Source organism: Streptomyces spongiicola (assembly GCF_003122365.1).
GTDB lineage: Bacteria > Actinomycetota > Actinomycetes > Streptomycetales > Streptomycetaceae > Streptomyces > Streptomyces spongiicola.
On record NZ_CP029254.1, the window covers coordinates 4,718,898 to 4,735,186 of the forward strand.

17 protein-coding genes are annotated in these 16,289 nt (G+C 73.1%); 13 read left to right on the forward strand and 4 right to left on the reverse strand.

Annotated elements, in window-relative coordinates; genetic code table 11:
- Nucleotides 1-15: 15 nt before the first annotated feature.
- Together DDQ41_RS20775 and DDQ41_RS20780 are read right to left on the reverse strand one after the other, a co-directional pair.
- Nucleotides 16-492, reverse strand: coding sequence for a DUF3515 domain-containing protein (locus DDQ41_RS20775; RefSeq protein WP_109295834.1), 477 nt, complete (start codon nucleotides 490-492; stop codon nucleotides 16-18).
- Between the two features lie 20 nt (nucleotides 493-512).
- Nucleotides 513-746 (reverse strand): Lrp/AsnC family transcriptional regulator, encoded by a 234-nt coding sequence (locus DDQ41_RS20780; protein WP_028802415.1) that lies wholly within the window; start codon nucleotides 744-746, stop codon nucleotides 513-515.
- Nucleotides 747-988: 242 nt separating this feature from the next.
- Between DDQ41_RS20780 and DDQ41_RS20785 the strand changes: the two genes are divergently transcribed.
- Both DDQ41_RS20785 and thiD read left to right on the forward strand, forming a co-directional pair.
- Nucleotides 989-1,951 carry a thiamine-phosphate kinase gene (locus tag DDQ41_RS20785; RefSeq protein ID WP_109297850.1) on the forward strand — a complete coding sequence of 321 codons (963 nt, stop codon included), beginning with the start codon at nucleotides 989-991 and terminating at the stop codon, nucleotides 1,949-1,951.
- On the forward strand, nucleotides 1,948-2,754 hold the full coding sequence (gene thiD, locus DDQ41_RS20790; RefSeq protein ID WP_109295835.1) for a bifunctional hydroxymethylpyrimidine kinase/phosphomethylpyrimidine kinase: 807 nt from the start codon (nucleotides 1,948-1,950) through the stop codon (nucleotides 2,752-2,754). Before DDQ41_RS20785 ends, thiD begins: the two co-directional genes overlap by 4 nt.
- Nucleotides 2,755-3,000: 246 nt before the next feature.
- On the opposite strand, the gene rpmB is transcribed toward thiD, so the two are convergent.
- Nucleotides 3,001-3,186, reverse strand: coding sequence for a 50S ribosomal protein L28 (rpmB, locus tag DDQ41_RS20795; protein ID WP_003957616.1), 186 nt, complete (start codon nucleotides 3,184-3,186; stop codon nucleotides 3,001-3,003).
- A gap of 268 nt (nucleotides 3,187-3,454) precedes the next feature.
- On the opposite strand from rpmB, the gene DDQ41_RS20800 reads away from it, so the two are divergent.
- From DDQ41_RS20800 to DDQ41_RS20850, 11 genes are all read left to right on the forward strand, one after another.
- Complete coding sequence (locus tag DDQ41_RS20800) at nucleotides 3,455-5,047, forward strand: DAK2 domain-containing protein (RefSeq protein WP_109295836.1); 1,593 nt, start codon at nucleotides 3,455-3,457, stop codon at nucleotides 5,045-5,047.
- A gap of 282 nt (nucleotides 5,048-5,329) precedes the next feature.
- Entirely contained in the window at nucleotides 5,330-7,516 is a 2,187-nt protein-coding gene (gene recG / locus DDQ41_RS20805) for an ATP-dependent DNA helicase RecG (protein ID WP_109295837.1), read from the forward strand.
- Between the two features lie 188 nt (nucleotides 7,517-7,704).
- A complete protein-coding gene (gene rsmD / locus DDQ41_RS20810; RefSeq protein ID WP_109295838.1) occupies nucleotides 7,705-8,289 on the forward strand; it encodes a 16S rRNA (guanine(966)-N(2))-methyltransferase RsmD in 585 nt (194 codons plus the stop codon).
- Nucleotides 8,286-8,804, forward strand: a complete 519-nt coding sequence (gene coaD, locus DDQ41_RS20815) for a pantetheine-phosphate adenylyltransferase (protein WP_109295839.1) — start codon at nucleotides 8,286-8,288, stop codon at nucleotides 8,802-8,804. Before rsmD ends, coaD begins: the two co-directional genes overlap by 4 nt.
- Nucleotides 8,805-8,936: 132 nt before the next feature.
- Nucleotides 8,937-9,989 (forward strand): cell division initiation protein, encoded by a 1,053-nt coding sequence (locus tag DDQ41_RS20820; protein ID WP_109295840.1) that lies wholly within the window; start codon nucleotides 8,937-8,939, stop codon nucleotides 9,987-9,989.
- 160 nt (nucleotides 9,990-10,149) lie between these two features.
- A complete protein-coding gene (locus DDQ41_RS20825; RefSeq protein ID WP_109295841.1) occupies nucleotides 10,150-10,773 on the forward strand; it encodes a YceD family protein in 624 nt (207 codons plus the stop codon).
- Between the two features lie 2 nt (nucleotides 10,774-10,775).
- Complete coding sequence (rpmF, locus tag DDQ41_RS20830; protein WP_026165248.1) at nucleotides 10,776-10,949, forward strand: 50S ribosomal protein L32; 174 nt, start codon at nucleotides 10,776-10,778, stop codon at nucleotides 10,947-10,949.
- 19 nt (nucleotides 10,950-10,968) lie between these two features.
- Complete coding sequence (gene rnc / locus DDQ41_RS20835) at nucleotides 10,969-11,775, forward strand: ribonuclease III (RefSeq protein ID WP_109295842.1); 807 nt, start codon at nucleotides 10,969-10,971, stop codon at nucleotides 11,773-11,775.
- Nucleotides 11,776-12,037: 262 nt separating this feature from the next.
- A complete protein-coding gene (gene mutM / locus DDQ41_RS20840; protein ID WP_109295843.1) occupies nucleotides 12,038-12,928 on the forward strand; it encodes a bifunctional DNA-formamidopyrimidine glycosylase/DNA-(apurinic or apyrimidinic site) lyase in 891 nt (296 codons plus the stop codon).
- A gap of 691 nt (nucleotides 12,929-13,619) precedes the next feature.
- Entirely contained in the window at nucleotides 13,620-14,033 is a 414-nt protein-coding gene (locus tag DDQ41_RS20845; protein ID WP_109295844.1) for a DUF6941 family protein, read from the forward strand.
- A 234-nt stretch (nucleotides 14,034-14,267) separates the two neighbouring features.
- Nucleotides 14,268-14,639, forward strand: coding sequence for a DUF2283 domain-containing protein (locus DDQ41_RS20850; protein ID WP_162602714.1), 372 nt, complete (start codon nucleotides 14,268-14,270; stop codon nucleotides 14,637-14,639).
- 572 nt (nucleotides 14,640-15,211) lie between these two features.
- On the opposite strand, the gene DDQ41_RS20860 is transcribed toward DDQ41_RS20850, so the two are convergent.
- Nucleotides 15,212-16,144 (reverse strand): CAP domain-containing protein, encoded by a 933-nt coding sequence (locus DDQ41_RS20860; RefSeq protein WP_109295846.1) that lies wholly within the window; start codon nucleotides 16,142-16,144, stop codon nucleotides 15,212-15,214.
- Nucleotides 16,145-16,289: the final 145 nt, after the last annotated feature.

A 16,289-nucleotide genomic window follows, 5' to 3' on the forward strand; every position in this document is an offset into this window, starting at 1 on the left:
GAACTGGCTCCCCGGCTAGGGAGTCCCGGTGAAGCGCGGCGGGACGGCCCCGGCGACCGGTTCCGCCAGGTCCGTCAGCGGCCCCATGTCCGTGAACCGCTCCGAGAGCGTCACCTCGACATACGTCCTGCGGTACGTGGTGGTGAACCTGGCGCCGTCCGCCAGTTCCTCGGAGAACCAGCCGACGCCGTTCACCTCCACCCCGTCCGCCTGCGCGCTCTGCATCCCCGCGGGGCGGGGGACGCCGCAGCGCAGTACGATCGCGGCGTCCCCCCACCCGGCGGTCAGTTCGGAGCGGGGCTCGGGATCCCGGCGGCTCTCACCGGCCACCGACTCCGGCAGCGCCTTGTGCAGCGCCAGGCACAGGGCCTTCTCCTCGGCGGGGGGAGCGGGAACGGCGACCGGCCGGGCGGCGTCCGCGGAGGAGCAGCCCGCGGCGGCCACCAGCACGGCGGCGAGGGGCAGGAACGGGAGCCGGCGGTGAGACGTCACCGGCCAAGCGTAGACGGGGGCTAGAGGTGCACGACGGGGCAGGTGAGCGTACGGGTGATGCCGTCCACTTGCTGGACCTTGGCGACCACCATCCGGCCCAGTTCGTCGACGGTGTCGGCCTGCGCGCGCACGATCACGTCGTAGGGACCCGTCACGTCCTCGGCCTGGATCACTCCCGGGATCTTGGAGATGGTCTCGGCGACCGTCGACGCCTTGCCCACCTCGGTCTGGATGAGGATGTACGCCTGTACCACGGAACCTCCAGGGCGGCTACGAGGATCATGTGGGGAGAAGGGACGCCACGGTATCGCGTCGTCGCGGGCCGCGGGGAGACCCGCGCGCCCCGGGGCGCGCGCAGCGTGGCGTACCGGGCACGGAAGTTGACGGCCGACGGGGCCTACTCGACGGTACCGACAGCGGTGACGGCTCGCGACCGCACGGACAGCAGGTGGGCCGGGCCGTCCGGCGGCACCGCGGCGACGAAGGGCATGACGAGATGAAGGGCACTGTGGGCGAGCTGGGGGAGTTCGGGCTCATCAAGGAGCTCACCTCCAGGCTCACCTCCACCCCCGCGGTACGGCTCGGACCCGGCGACGACGCCGCGGTCGTGTCCGCACCCGACCGCCGGGTCGTGGCCAGCACCGACCTGCTGCTGGAGGGGCGGCACTTCCGGCGTGACTGGTCCACCGCCTACGACGTGGGCCGCAAGGCCGCCGCGCAGAACCTCGCCGACATCGCCGCCATGGGAGCCGTGCCGACCGCGCTGCTGCTCGGCCTGGTGGTGCCCACCGACCTGCCGGTCACCTGGGCCACCGAGCTGATGGACGGCATCCGGGACGAGTGCCAGGTCGCCGGCGCGGCCGTCGTCGGCGGCGACGTCGTCCGCGGCGACACGATCACCCTGGCGATCACCGCTCTCGGCGACCTCCGCAACCACGACCCGGTGACCAGGGCAGGGGCCCAGCCCGGCGATGTCGTCGCCTACACCGGGTGGTTGGGCTGGTCCGCCGCCGGTCATGCGGTGCTGTCGCGCGGGTTCCGCTCGCCGCGCGCGTTCGTCGAGGCGCACCGGCGCCCCGAACCGCCGTACCACGCGGGTCCCGCCGCCGCCGGACTGGGCGCCACGGCCATGACCGACGTCAGCGACGGCCTGGTCGCCGACCTCGGCCACATCGCCGAGGCCAGCAAGGTCCGCATCGATCTGCGCTCCGGACTGATCGACATCCCCTCGCAGATGAACGACATCGGCCAGGCCGTCGGCGTCGACCCCCTCCAGTGGGTGCTCAGCGGCGGCGAGGACCACGCGATCGTCGCCACCTTCCCGCCCGACGCGAAGCTGCCCGCCCGGTGGAAGGTGATCGGCGAGGTGCTCAACCCGTCGGCGCTGCCCCAGGTGACCGTCGACGGCGCGCCCTGGACCGGCAAGGGCGGCTGGGACCACTTCGGGGCGGAGGCGTGACGCGGCAGGCACCGCCGAGGGTGCTCACCGTCGCCGGATCCGACTCCGGCGGCGGCGCCGGAATCCAGGCGGACCTCAAGGCCATGCTCGCCCTCGGCGTGCACGGGATGAGCGTCGTCACGGCCGTCACCGCGCAGAACTCGCTCGGGGTGCAGGGGGCCTGGGAGCTGCCGGCCGAGGCGGTACGGGCCCAGTACCGGAGTGTCGTGGACGACATCGGGGTCCAGGCCGTGAAGACCGGGATGCTCGCCTCCGCGGGACTCGTCGAGGCCGTGGCGGACCTGCTGGCCGGTACGGACGCCCCCGTGGTCGTCGACCCGGTCGGCGTCTCCAAGCACGGCGACTCCCTGCTGGCCGCGTCCGCCCTCGAGGCCGTCCGGCGGGAACTGCTGCCGACGGCCACGGTCGCGACCCCCAACCTCGACGAGGTCGCCAGGCTCACCGGTGTGCGCGTGGAGAGCGAGGACGACCTGCCCCGTGCGGCGGACGCGGTGCTCGCGCTCGGGCCGCGCTGGGCGCTGGTCAAAGGCGGCCATCTCGCCGGGGACGCGGTGGACCTGCTCACCGACGGCGCCGCGACGCACTGGCTGCGCGCCCCGCGGCACGACAACCGGCACACCCACGGGACCGGCTGCACCCTCGCCTCGGCCGTCGCGGCGGAACTCGCCAAGGGGCTGGACGTCCCGGAGGCCGTCGCGGCCGCCAAGGCGTATGTGACGGGCGCGATCGCCGCCGGTTTCCCGCTCGGCGGCGGGATCGGGCCCGTCGACCACGCCTGGCAGCGGCGCCGGCCGGGCGGCTGACGGCGCCGCGGGCCGGGCACGCCCCGCGCCGGGGGCACGCCCGTACGCTCGTACGCCCGCGCACCGGTACGCCCGCGCCGGTGCCCGGCAGCCCCGGCCCGCCCGGTCCGGCCCCCGGCCAGGCGGCGCCGCGAGCGCTGAAAAGCCGGCCCACCGAGAGGTGGACCGGCTTTCAAGGCAACCGGAGGGCTGCGCTACGACGGAGCGTCGGCGGGATCATCCCCGCACGAGCGCGGGGAGCATCACTTAGCGCGAGACCTTGCCGGCCTTGATGCACGAGGTGCAGACGTTGAGCCGCTTCGGCGTCCGACCGACCACGGCACGCACACGCTGGATGTTCGGGTTCCAGCGACGGGACGTACGGCGGTGCGAGTGGGAGATGTTGTTGCCGAAGCCCGGCCCCTTGCCGCAGACGTCGCAGTTGGCAGCCACGGGTCACTCCAAAGACTTCAGATGCACTTACGGTGAAATCCGGCGTGCCGGAATCAGTGGTCTGAAGTGGCTTGCCGGGGGAATGGCCCGATTCTCATCGGGCAACCGGAGCAGCATACAACGGCTGCGTCCGTAGAACGAAACTACCACGGTCGTCAGCGCCCCCACCCCGGCTCCGGGCCCTGCCCGGGTCTACCCTGCGGTGCAGCCCAGCCTCCCCGCCCACGTCCGCCCCGCGGTGTGGCGGGACCGCCGAAGGAGGACCTCGTTGCCCCAGCCCCTCGATGCCCTGGCGGTCCGCACCTGGTGCTCGCTCGCGCTGGACGCACTGGGCCGGGAGCGCGAGGAGATCGACGCGATCAACGTCTACCCGGTCGCGGACGGTGACACCGGAACCAACCTCTATCTGACCGTCGAGTCGGCGGCCACCGCCGTGGAGGCGGTGTTCGCGGCGTACGAGACCGGCTCGGCCGCGCCCGCGCTCGCCGACACCGTGCGGGCCATGGCGCACGGCGCGCTGATCGGGGCGCGGGGCAACTCGGGAACGATCCTGGCGCAGCTGCTGCGCGGTATGGCCGAGGTGCTCGGGGAGAGCGGCGGCGGGGCCGCCGGCGCGCTCCGGCGGGCCGCGGAGTCCGCGCACCGGGCGGTGGCGCACCCCGTGGAGGGCACGATCCTGAGCGTCGCCTCCGCCGCCGCCCGGGCAGCGGGCGGCACGGCACCCGGCGACGACGCGGCGGCCGTCACGGCGGCCCACGCGGCCGCCCGCCGCGCCCTGGAGGAGACTCCGGGGCAGCTCGACGTGCTGGGGCGGGCGGGCGTGGTGGACGCGGGCGGGCAGGGTCTGGTGGCGGTGCTGGGCGCCCTGGCCGAGGCCGTCACGGGAGAGGCCCCGCTACGCCCCGCACCACGGGCCCACCCGGGCGTGGCGACGGCCGCCGGGGGGTGCGCCGGCGGCGGGCCCGCCTTCGAGGTGATCTTTCTGCTGGAGGCCGGCGACGACGCCGTGGCCCGGCTGAGGGCCCGGCTCGACGCGCTCGGCGACTCACTGGTCGTGGTAGGCGGGGATGGCCTGTGGAACGTCCACGTCCACGCCGACGACGCGGGCGCGGCGGTGGAGGCCGGTGTGGAGGCGGGCCGGCCGTACCGGATCCGGATCTCCCACCTCGCGGCGGCCGGGCACCCCGAGCCGCGGGAGCGCGTCCAGCGGGCCGTCGTCGCCGTGGTGCCGGGGGAGGGGCTGGCCGGGCTCTGCGCCGAGGCCGGTGCGACCACGCTGCTGGCACGGCCGGGGGAGCCGCCCGCCAGCGGCGAACTCGTGGAGGCCATCCGGCGTGCGCACGCCCGCGAGGTGGTGCTCCTCCCGAACGACACCGAGCTGCGGCACACCGCCGCGGCGGCTGCGGAACAGGCCCGGCACGAGGGTGTCCGGGTCGCCCTCATCCCCACCCGCTCCGCGGTCCAGGGCATCGCCGCGCTCGCCGTCCACGAACCCGGGCGCCGCTTCGACGAGGACGTCGTCGCCATGACCTCGGCGGCGGGGGCCACGCGCTACGGCGAACTGGCCGTCGCCGAACGGCAGTCCTTCACCTCCGCCGGCGTCTGCCAGGCGGGCGACGTGCTGGGGCTCATCGAGGGCGATGTGGCGGTGATCGGCGCGGACCTCGCGACCACCGCCGAAACGGTTCTGGACCGGATGCTCTCGGCCGGCGGCGAACTCGTCACCCTGGTCCTCCCCGAGGACGCTCCGCCGGGGCTGGGCGAGCGGCTGGAAGCGCATGTGCGCGCGGGCCACCTGGCGGTGGACACGGTGATCTACCACGGGGGAGCGGGAGCCCCGCTCCTGGTGGGTGTGGAGTGACCGCCCGCCCGCGGACGGTGGCGCCCCGGCGCTCCCGGCGGTCTGCGGGACGCCCCGGCTCCGGCCGCGGGCCATCCGCGCCTCCCCGCGCTTCCGGGGGCGCCGCGCACAGGAGGCGCACAGGAGGCGCCCGGGAGGGCGTGCAGGAGGGCCCACAAGAGGGCCCACAAGAGGACACACAAGAGGGCACGGTGCACGCGGGTCGCTCCCGGCCGGGAACGGCCGGTCGCGGAACGCGCCGTTCGAGCGGGCGCGCGACGGTTGTCGGTGCCGTGGTGTGCAATGGACGGCGTGCTGGACGAACCGCTGACCAAGACGCTCGGCCCCGCGACCGCCAAGGTCATGGCCGAGAACCTCGACCTGCGCACCGTCGGTGATCTGCTGCACCACTATCCCCGCCGGTACGAGGAGCGCGGACAGCTGACCCGGCTCGCCGAGCTGCCGCTGGACGAGCATGTGACCGTCGTCGCACAGGTCGCCGACGCCCGTGTGCTCACCTTCAACGGCGGGCGGGGCCGGCGGCTGGAGGTCACCGTCACCGACGGCAGCGGACGGCTCCAGCTGGTGTTCTTCGGGCGCGGCGTCCACCGGCCCCACACGGACCTGCTGCCCGGCACCCGCGCCATGTTCGCGGGCAAGGTCTCGGTGTTCAACCGCAGGCTCCAGCTCGCCCACCCCACGTACGAGCGGCTCGACGCCGACAGCGGCGAGGGCGCCGTCAGCGCCTTCGCCGGAAGGCTCATCCCGATCTACCCGGCCTGCAAGGGCCTGGAGTCCTGGAAGATCGCCAAGGCCGTCGACGCCGTCCTCCCGCACGCGACGGAGGCCGTCGACCCGCTGCCGCCCGCGCTGCGCGAGGGCCGCGGTCTCGTCCCTCTCCCGCAGGCCCTGCTGAAGATCCACCGCCCGCAGACCAGGGCCGACGTGGAGGCCGCGAGACAGCGGCTGAAGTGGGACGAGGCCTTCGTCCTCCAAGTCGCCCTCGCCCGGCGCCGGTACGCGGACGCGCAGCTCCCCGCCGTCGCCCGCAGGCCCGTGCCGGACGGACTGCTCGACGCCTTCGACGCGCGGCTGCCGTTCACCCTCACCGAGGGCCAGCGGGAGGTCTCCGCCGAGATCTTCGGCGATCTGGCCACGGAGCATCCGATGCACCGGCTGCTCCAAGGGGAGGTCGGCAGCGGCAAGACCCTGGTCGCCCTGCGCGCCATGCTCGCCGTGGCGGACGCGGGCGGGCAGTCGGCGATGCTGGCGCCCACCGAGGTCCTCGCCCAGCAGCACCACCGGTCCGTCGCCGAGATGATGGGCGACCTCGCCGAGGGCGGGATGCTCGGCGGCGCCGAACGCGCCACCAAGGTCGTGCTGCTCACCGGATCGATGGGGGCGGCCGCCCGCCGCCATGCTCTGCTCGACCTCGCCACCGGCGAGGCGGGGATCGTCATCGGCACGCACGCCCTGATCGAGGACAAGGTGCGGTTCCACGACCTGGGCCTGGTCGTCGTGGACGAGCAGCACCGTTTCGGCGTCGAGCAGCGCGACGCCCTGCGTGGCAAGGGCAGGCAGCCGCCGCATCTGCTGGTGATGACCGCCACCCCGATCCCCCGCACGGTGGCCATGACCGTCTTCGGCGATCTGGAGACGTCCGTGCTGGACCAACTGCCCGCCGGGCGCTCGCCGATCGCCTCGCACGTGGTCCCCGCCGCGGACAAGCCGCACTTCCTGGCGCGGGCCTGGGAGCGGGTGCGCGAGGAGGTGGAGACCGGTCACCAGGCGTACGTCGTCTGCCCGCGCATCGGCGACGACCTCGACGGCTCCGCCGAGGCCCGGCCGAAGTCGCCCGAGGACGAGGCCGAGAAGCGGCCCCCGCTGGCCGTGCTGGACGTGGCCGGGCAGCTGGCGGCCGGACCGCTGAAGGACCTGCGGGTGGAGGTGCTGCACGGCCGGATGGCGCCCGACGACAAGGACGCGGTCATGCGCCGCTTCGCCGCGGGCGAGGTGGACGTGCTCGTCGCCACGACCGTCATCGAGGTCGGCGTGAACGTACCCAACGCCACCGCGATGGTGGTCATGGACGCCGACCGTTTCGGCGTCTCCCAGCTCCACCAGCTGCGGGGCCGGGTCGGCCGCGGATCGGCTCCCGGACTCTGCCTGCTCGTCACGGAGATGCCCGAGGCGAGCCCCGCACGCGCCCGGCTCGGCGCGGTCGCCGCGACCCTGGACGGCTTCGAGCTCTCCCGTATCGACCTCGAACAGCGCCGCGAGGGGGATGTGCTGGGCCAGGCGCAGTCGGGGGCGCGCTCCTCGCTGCGGGTCCTCGAGGTCATCGAGGACGAGGAGATCATCGCCGCGGCCCGTGAGGAGGCCGCGTCCGCGGTCGCCGCCGACCCCGAGCTGGCGGCGCTCCCCGGACTGCGGACCGCCCTGGGCGCCCTGCTGGACGAGGACCGCGAGCAGTACCTGGACAAGGGCTGAGCCGACGGGCCGCGCGGGATGCGCCCGCGGCTCCGGTCCGGTCCGGTCCGGGCGTCCTTTCCCGGGCGGGCCCGGACGGGAGGGGGCCGCGGCCGCGCGCAGCCCATATCGTGGAGACGACCGGATCGGTCCGACCGCCTCGACCAGGCCGGCGAGCCGATCGAGCGACGTCTTCGCGAAGGACCCAGATGACCCGCGTGATCGCCGGTGCGGCCGGCGGACGCCGCCTGGCCGTGCCGCCGGGCGACGGCACCCGCCCCACCTCCGACCGGGCCCGTGAGGGGCTGTTCTCCACCTGGGAGTCGCTGCTCGGCCCCCTCGGGGGACTGCGTGTCGCGGATCTCTACGCGGGCTCGGGCGCCGTCGGCCTGGAGGCGCTGTCCCGCGGCGCGTCCCACGCCCTGCTCGTGGAGGCCGACGCCCGCGCCGCCCGCACCGTCAGGGAGAACGCCGGGACCCTGGCCCTGCCCGGAGCCGAGGTCCGGTCCGGCCGGGCCGAGCGGATCGTCCAGGGGCCGCCGCCGGCGGAACCGTACGACCTGGTGTTCCTCGACCCGCCGTACGCCGTCACGGACGACGATCTTCGCGAGATTCTCCTCACACTCCGCTCCGGGGGCTGGCTCGCGGAGGGCGCCGTCGTCACCGTGGAGCGCAGCACCAGGGGCGGGGAGTTCGCCTGGCCGGACGGGATCGAGCCGTTGCGGGCCCGCCGCTACGGCGAGGGGACGCTTTGGTACGGTCGCGCCGCCGCCGCGTGCGAAGACGCACCATGACCGGACCGGAGAGCGAGGGAGTTCAGTTGCGCCGCGCCGTCTGTCCGGGGTCGTTCGACCCCATCACCAATGGACACCTCGACATCATCGCCCGCGCCTCCAAGCTGTACGACGTGGTGCACGTGGTGGTGATGATCAACCAGTCCAAGCAGGGGCTGTTCACCGTGGACGAGCGGATCGGGCTGATCCGCGACGTGACCGCCGAGTACGGCAACGTCGAGGTCGAGGCGTACCACGGGCTGCTCGTCGACTACTGCAAGGAACGGGACATCCCCGCCATCGTCAAGGGCCTGCGGGCGGTCAGCGACTTCGACTACGAGCTGCAGATGGCCCAGATGAACAACGGCCTGTCGGGTGTCGAGACGCTCTTCGTGCCGACCGGCCCGACCTACAGCTTCCTGTCGTCCTCGCTGGTCAAGGAAGTCGCGGCCTGGGGCGGGGACGTCTCCCACCTGGTGCCGCCGGCCGTCCTCGCGGCGCTCACCGAACGGCTACCGGGGAAGCGGCGCGGGTGACGGGCCCGACGCCGCGTCCGGCGTACCGCTGACGTTCCGTCACCCGCTGTCGGACCGGCACCGGCTGCCCTTACAGTCGTTGCGTCCGGCTCCAAAACGGCTGTAGTGACTGTAGAGAGTGGCGAGCACACGGTGGACGTGCAGAAGAAGCTCGACGACATCGTCGAGGCGGTCGGGAACGCCCGGTCCATGCCCATGTCGGCCTCCTGCGTGGTCAACCGCGCCGAACTGCTCGCGCTGCTCGAAGAGGTCCGGCAGGCGCTGCCCGGCTCCCTCGCCCAGGCCCGGGAGCTGATCGGCGACCGCGAGCAGATGGTCGAGCAGGCCCGCCAGGAGGCCGACCGGATCATCCAGGCCGCCCACTCCGAGCGGGGCACCCTGCTCTCCGGCACGCAGATCGCGCGGCAGTCCCAGGGGGAGGCCGACCGGATCCTCGCCGAGGCCCGCCGGGAGGCCGAGGAGATCCGTGCCGAGGCCGACGACTACGTCGACTCCAAACTCGCCAACTTCGAGGTCGTCCTCAACAAGACCATCGGCTCCGTGGACCGGGGCCGCGAGAAGCTGCTCGGCCGCGGCCCCGGGGCCGCCGACCCCGCCGACGACGACGCCCCCGAGTACAGCGCGGACCCGCAGACCCTGGTCCGGCGCGCGGACGACTACGTGGACGCCAAGCTCAGCGCCTTCGAGGCGGTGCTCTCCAAGACGCTGGAGGCTGTCGGCCGGGGCAGGCAGAAGCTGCACGGCCGGATCGCGACGGACGATCTCGGCGCGCACATGGCGGCACAGGAGTCCGCCGGCACCGTGCAGCACACCAGCGACGCCGACTACCTCGCCGGGCTGGCGGCGCTGGCGGACCCGGAGCCGCAGCAGCAGGCCCGGCAGCCCCTCGTCCCGGCCCAGGCCGAGCCGTACCACTACCAGCCCGCGGCGGCCCAGGCCCAGGACGGGTACGCGTACCCGCAGGACCCCTACACCGGCGGCTACGGGCAGCAGCAGGGCTACGACCAGACGTACGCCGGGGGCTACGGCCAGGGGTACGACCAGGGCTCGTACCCCGGAGGCTACGGCGCCCGGCAGCAGACCGATCAGGGCCATGCCCAGCCCGCCCCGCTGGACGAGACCAGCTTCTTCGACACCAGCATGATCGACATGGAGCGGCTGCGGCGCTACGAGCAGGGCGGCTGATCCGGTACGGACCGGATTGGGCCTGGAGCGAACGGTCAAGTATCCTGGCTCTTCGGTCGCGGGAGCGTTGCTTGACGCTGCGCTGGAATCGCGGCCCCCCACATTCGATCCGAAAGCAGGAAGAGCCCTGAACGCCCGCCTCGACCACCGCAACCCCCTCGTGTTCGACACGCACGAGCTGGGCCGGCGGCCCGGTGCGCTCCAGCGGCTCTCCCGTTCCGTGCCGGCGCCCGCCGCGCCCGCGGTCCTCGGCATCGAAGGGGTCATCGGCGTGCCCGAGGGCGCGCCCGTGGAGCTGGAGCTCCGCCTCGAGTCCGTGATGGAAGGGGTGCTCGTCACGGGCACCGCCGGTGCCGCGGCCGAGGGGGAGTGCGTAAGGTGTCTGGAGCCGCTGCGCCAAGAGGTCGAGGCGGACTTCCAGGAGATGTTCTCGTACCCCGACGCCGACGACCGGGGCCGCGCCAGGGAGCCGGCGCCCGGCGACGACGCCGAGGACGAGGGCGTGGTCTTCCTCGAGGACGGACTGTTCGACCTCGAGCCCGTGCTGCGCGACGCGGTGGTGCTCGCACTGCCGATGCAGCCGGTGTGCCGGGAGGACTGTGCAGGGCTGTGCTCCGAATGCGGGGCCGACCTGAACGCCGAACCGGACCACCACCACGACGCCGTCGACATCCGTTGGGCGGCACTGCAGGGACTCGCCGATTCACTCGGAACCGGTGAGAAGGACAAGAAGAGCGGCGACGCGCCTCGATCAGCACGCGTCGACGAGAAGCAGGAGAAGTAGCCGTGGCTGTTCCGAAGCGGAAGATGTCGCGCAGCAACACGCGCCACCGCCGGTCGCAGTGGAAGGCTGCGGTCCCCACCCTGGTTTCGTGTGAGCGCTGCCAGGAGCCGAAGCAGCAGCACATCGCGTGCCCGAGCTGCGGTACCTACAACAAGCGCCAGGTCCTCGAGGTCTGAGCGGCTGGTGAGAGGCGCGATGTCCGACAGCATCAGTTCGGCCTCGTCCCACACGCTTCTGGAAGGGCGGCTCGGGTATCGGCTCGAGTCCGCCCTTCTGGTGCGTGCGCTGACCCATCGCTCGTACGCGTACGAGAACGGCGGTCTGCCCACCAACGAGCGGTTGGAGTTCCTCGGGGACTCGGTGCTCGGCCTGGTGGTCACCGACACGCTGTACCGAACCCACCCCGACCTGCCCGAGGGCCAGCTGGCCAAACTGCGGGCCGCGGTGGTCAACTCGCGTGCGCTGGCGCAGGTCGGCCGGAGTCTCGATCTCGGGTCCTTCATCCGCCTCGGCCGGGGCGAAGAGGGCACGGGCGGGCGGGACAAGGCGTCCATCCTCGCCGACACCCTGGAAGCGGTGATCGGCGCGGTCTATCTCGACCAGGGCCTCGACGCGGCGTCCGAGCTGGTGCACCGGCTCTTCGACCCGCTGATCGAGAAGTCCTCGAACCTCGGTGCCGGCCTGGACTGGAAGACCAGCCTCCAGGAGCTGACGGCCGCCGAGGCGCTCGGAGTGCCTGAGTACCTGGTCTCCGAGACGGGCCCGGACCACGAGAAGACCTTCACCGCTGCCGCCCGCGTCGGTGGTGTCTCGTACGGCACCGGCACCGGCCGCAGCAAGAAGGAAGCGGAACAGCAGGCGGCGGAGTCCGCGTGGCGGGCTATCCGGGCCGCGGCGGACGAGCGTGCCGCGGCGGCGCAGGCCGCCGAAGCCGCCGGAACCACCGGGATCGCGGAGGCCGAAGGGGCCGCCGACACCCCTTCGTCCCGCGCCACGGCCTGACGGTCCGCTTCCCGGCCCCGCCGTGCCCCGCACGGCGGGGTCCTCTCCTTCCCGCCGGTCCCCGTCCCCGCCCGTCCCCGCCGGTCCCCGTGCCCGTCTCCGCCCGTCTCCGCCCGTCCCCGTCCTGTCCCCGGACCGGCCGGGGAGCCGTAGGCCCGCGTCTCCGTGCGGCGGCCGTCCGGTGAACCGGCCCGCGGCCCGTCGGAAGGCGGCGCGGAGGTACGCTGCGGGCGTCGAGTCGGTCGAGATCCGGAGGAGACACGTGCCCGAGCTGCCCGAGGTGGAAGTCGTGCGCCGGGGACTCGAGCGATGGGTCTCGGGGCGGACCGTGGGCGGCGTGGAGGTCCTGCACCCGCGGGCCGTACGCCGGCACATCGGGGGCGGGAGCGACTTCGCGGCCAGGCTCCTCGGCTGGCGGATCGGGACCGCCCGGCGGCGCGGGAAGTACCTGTGGCTACCGCTGGAGGACGGCGCCGGCGCCGTCCTGGGACACCTCGGGATGAGCGGGCAACTGCTGGTCCGGCCGGAGGCGGCCGTGGACGAGAAGCACCTGAGGATCCGGATCCGCTTCGGAGACGGCCTCGGCACCGAACTCCGCTTCGTCGACCAGCGCACCTTCGGAGGTCTGTCGCTCCACGACACCAGCCCGGACGGGCTGCCCGACGCCATCGCCCACATCGCCCGGGACCCCCTCGACCCCGAGTTCGACGACGCCGCCTTCCACCGGGCGATCCGGCTGCGCCGGACCACGGTCAAGCGCGCCCTGCTCGACCAGTCCCTGGTCAGCGGCATCGGCAACATCTACGCCGACGAGGCCCTGTGGCGCGCTGCGCTCCACTACGACCGGCCCACGGCCGGCCTCACCCGTGCCCGGTCTGCCGAACTCCTCGGCCATGTAAGGGACGTGATGAACGCCGCCCTCGCCGTCGGAGGTACCAGCTTCGACAGCCTCTACGTCAACGTGAACGGCGAGTCGGGCTACTTCGACCGCTCGCTCGACGCGTACGGACGCGAGGACGAGCCCTGCCGCCGCTGCGGTACGGCGATGCGCCGGCGCCCCTGGATGAACCGCTCGAGCTACTTCTGCCCGCGCTGCCAGCGCCCACCGCGGCCGTCCCGGCGGCCGCGTTCGCTCCCGCACGCCACCTCGTAGCGTCCGCGTACGGCCGGCGCATCGGGTGTCCCCTGCGCGGGTGAGCAGCCGCTCACCGGGTGCCCGTCCGTGCCGGTGAGCCCGCGGGCGTCCCTTCCACTCCCACCGGCACGCGACGCCTGCACGGGACCCGAACGACGGACGGACGACCCGGGCGATACCGCGATACCGCGGTGACGTGCTGTCCAGGTGTCGAGGTGTCGAGGCGCCCGAGATGACGCCCCTGGTCGGCACCGTACGGGTGGCCAACCGGGCGGACCTCACGAGTCGGCGGCGGGCAGGCGGGCGGGCCGCCGCGAGGTGGGTCGGGTGCGGCACACGGCCGCCGCGAATGCCGACGACGGCCCCGGGGCTGCCCGGGAAGTCACGCGGGTCGCCGGGGTGCGGCCCGCCGGGTCGGGGCTCGCTCCTGGAGTGGAAGCCGATGAGGTGAAGGCCCGGGTTTCCGACCTGCGGCCGTGCTCTTGACCGACGCCGCAACCTGCGATCCGGTTGTCGCTGATGGTCAGTGTTGGTCGCCGTTGCGCGCCCTCGAACGGCCCCGGACGGCCTCGACACTCGCAGCGACGTACTCGCTTGAGCCTTGATCGACGACCGTTCAGGCTGGTACCGACACCCCCTGGTGTACGAAGTGAGCAAACAACGAGACGACGACCGTATTGATCCCATAGCGTGACCGCCGGAGGTTTGAATGGCCCGCTTGCAGTACGTGGTTCTGGCTGAGTATGCGCGTGTTGATGCTGGCGGCCTTCTGACCGTCGCCGGTGCCGGCTTCGATCGCATCGTCGTCAACGCACTGCCTGGTCAAGTGCCTCTGGCGTGCGCCATGAGGGTCCTTCTCGCCGAGCCAGAGAAGGATGCCCGCCTGGCTGTGGCCTTGCGCCCGCCGAGCGGTGTGGGGTTGCGGTTGGAAACCGTACTCACGCCGCCTCCGGAAGCGAAGTCTCACGAAGGGCTCATCGGCGTAGCGTTTGCCGCGACGTTCGGCTTGCCGGTGTCATCGCCGGGTACGTATGTCCTCGAGGTCTCGGTCGACGACGCTCCTGCAGAGCGAATCTCCTTCGAGGTGGAGGTTCAGCGGCCTCCGGGGCAGGCCGATGTGTAATGGTCCTGACGTACACGTACCATGCACGGCAGCGGATGCGTCGTCGGCGGGTTGCCGAAGCTGATGTAGAGCATGCTCTACGCCATCACGTGGAGCGCGTGACGACGCCGAAGGACAGCATCAGGTATCGCGGTCCGGGCGTGAACGGGGGGATACTCAAGGTCTGGGTTGTCCCCGATGCGGGCCTGACTGCTGACAAGATCATCAAGAGTGTTGCCTGGGATGGAGTTGGTGATGACTGAGTCAATGATTCAGGTCGAGATCGACCCCGTCGCCGCCCTTGCGTACGTGGAACTCGGGCACGGCGACGTGGCTCGTACGGTCCAGTTCACCGATGAGGTCACGATTGACCTGGACCCGTACGGCATGGTGCTCGGCGTTGAGTTCCTGACGCTGACTGCCGACCTGGATCCGGACCTGCGGGCACGGCTCGAGTCCCAGTACCACGTTCCGTCTCAGGTGCTTGACGTGTTGCCCGCCGCGCTGGCCGCTGTGGCCAACTGGAATCGGCAGGCTGCCTCGCGTCGTGTCGCGCGGGAGCAGAGCCGCCGCCCCTCCTATGGAGTGCTCCGGCCGACTGCCGTGCTGACTGAGTCCAGCAGCTGATCGCTCGACCGCCCGAACGCCTCAGACTCCCCAGACGGAACCGTCCGGTCTCGGGGTGCCTTGCTGCGTAGAGCCGCGGAGCCGACCGCCCCGGCCACACGGGGGTTCACCCCATCCACCCCTCGCCCGGCTGGCGTGCCGGCCGGCGGCCGGGCCGGAGCGGGGCGGAGACGGGAGCGCGGCCCGAGCCGCCGGGCCGTGCGATGCCGCGCCGTGCGCGGCGGGGGCGCCTTGACGGTGGGGGCGCCTTGACGGTGGGGAAACCTGTAGCAGGTCTTGGCCGCTCCAGTGCGGTTTCGTGGTCTGCCCGGCGGCTTCGTGGACGGATCGTGGTCGGGCTGTTGCCTGGGGTGGCGTCTGCGCCGGTGGGACCGGGGACCGGCGCGGCAGTCTGGCCGCGGTCACGGGAAGCCCCATGCCCCGGGCTTCACCCCGCGGACCTGCACGCGCCTGATGCCGCCGAGCGGGACGCGTGCGCGAGCCGCTGTCGACGCAGTCCGGACCGCCTCGGTCGCCGACTGCGGCCCCGAGACGGCCCAGGGCAGCTGCAAGGTCGCCGACCTGCGGCTATCTCAGAAGCCGAAGTCCTGGGTCCACCACGGGCCGCCCTGGGCGAAGGAGACCCCCACACCCAGCGTCCGGTAGTCGCAGTTGAGGATGTTCGCCCGGTGACCGTCGCTGTTCATCCAGGCGTTCATGACGGTACGCGCGTCGGCCTGGCCGCGGGCGATGTTCTCGGCCCCCAGTCCGCTGACGCCCGCCTGGGCGGCGCGGTCCCAGGGGCTGTCGCCCTCCGGGTCGGTGTGGTCGAAGAAGTTCCGCGCCGCCATGTCGGAGCTGAACCTGCCGGCGAGGCGGGCCAGGGACGCGTCCGGGTGCACCGGGGCGCAGCCCACCTTCGCGCGTTCCTTGTTGACCAGGGCGAGGACCTCGGCCTCCGCCGCGGTCTCGCCGGACGGCGCCTTGGGCCGGGGCTCGGCCGGGGCGGGTGCGGCCCGGTGTTCGGGGGTGCTGCCGCTGCCCTGCGCGGTGCCGCTCCCGGGAGTCACGGCTTTCTCCGGCGCCGCCGCCTTCGACCCGGGTGCCTTCTTCGCGGGTGCCTCGGCCGCCGCCGGCTTCTCTGCGGGTGCCGTCGGCTTCTCTGCGGGCGCCTTAGCCGCCGGTGTCCTCGTCGCCGGCGGCTTCGTGCCCGGCACGGCGGTCGACGGCGAGTCCTTCCCCGAGGTCGAGGACAGCCCCTTCGACGGGCTGGGGGCCGGCTGGGCCGAGGAGCGCCCGGTCGGGGAGGGGGAGGGGGAGGGGCTGCCCTGGGCCTCCTTGCCGCCGGCGGCCACCTCACGCACCTGCTGGGCGGTGGTCTCGCCGTCTCCCGCGGTGAGCACGCCGCCGCCCGGCAGCAGCCCGGCCGCGACGGCCACGGCGCCCACCGCGGCAGCGGCGGCGATCCCGAGCAGCCCGTTGCGTACGGGCCCGGGAACCCGCTTCTTCCGGCGGTGGCGTCCCATCCGCTCGCCCTTCCGGTCTCGACTTCGTCTGGATCAGTGGAAGGACTCGCCCGAACGGGCGAAGTCCGTTGCGTCGCGACTGTACGCGATGTCTGGAGTGGGCGATGTGACCCGAGTGGCGTTCCCCGGTGCACGTCCGTGTAGG

Bases quoted from the DNA above. Each gene is read 5' to 3' on its own strand.
- coaD (WP_109295839.1), top strand. From the start codon at position 8,286: ATGACCGGACCGGAGAGCGAGGGAGTTCAGTTGCGCCGCGCCGTCTGT.
- DDQ41_RS20845 (WP_109295844.1), top strand. From the start codon at position 13,620: ATGGCCCGCTTGCAGTACGTGGTTCTGGCTGAGTATGCGCGTGTTGAT.
- DDQ41_RS20850 (WP_162602714.1), top strand. From the start codon at position 14,268: ATGACTGAGTCAATGATTCAGGTCGAGATCGACCCCGTCGCCGCCCTT.
- rsmD (WP_109295838.1), top strand. From the start codon at position 7,705: ATGACCCGCGTGATCGCCGGTGCGGCCGGCGGACGCCGCCTGGCCGTG.
- rnc (WP_109295842.1), top strand. From the start codon at position 10,969: ATGTCCGACAGCATCAGTTCGGCCTCGTCCCACACGCTTCTGGAAGGG.
- recG (WP_109295837.1), top strand. From the start codon at position 5,330: ATGGACGGCGTGCTGGACGAACCGCTGACCAAGACGCTCGGCCCCGCG.
- DDQ41_RS20785 (WP_109297850.1), top strand. From the start codon at position 989: ATGAAGGGCACTGTGGGCGAGCTGGGGGAGTTCGGGCTCATCAAGGAG.
- DDQ41_RS20860 (WP_109295846.1), bottom strand. From the start codon at position 16,144: ATGGGACGCCACCGCCGGAAGAAGCGGGTTCCCGGGCCCGTACGCAAC.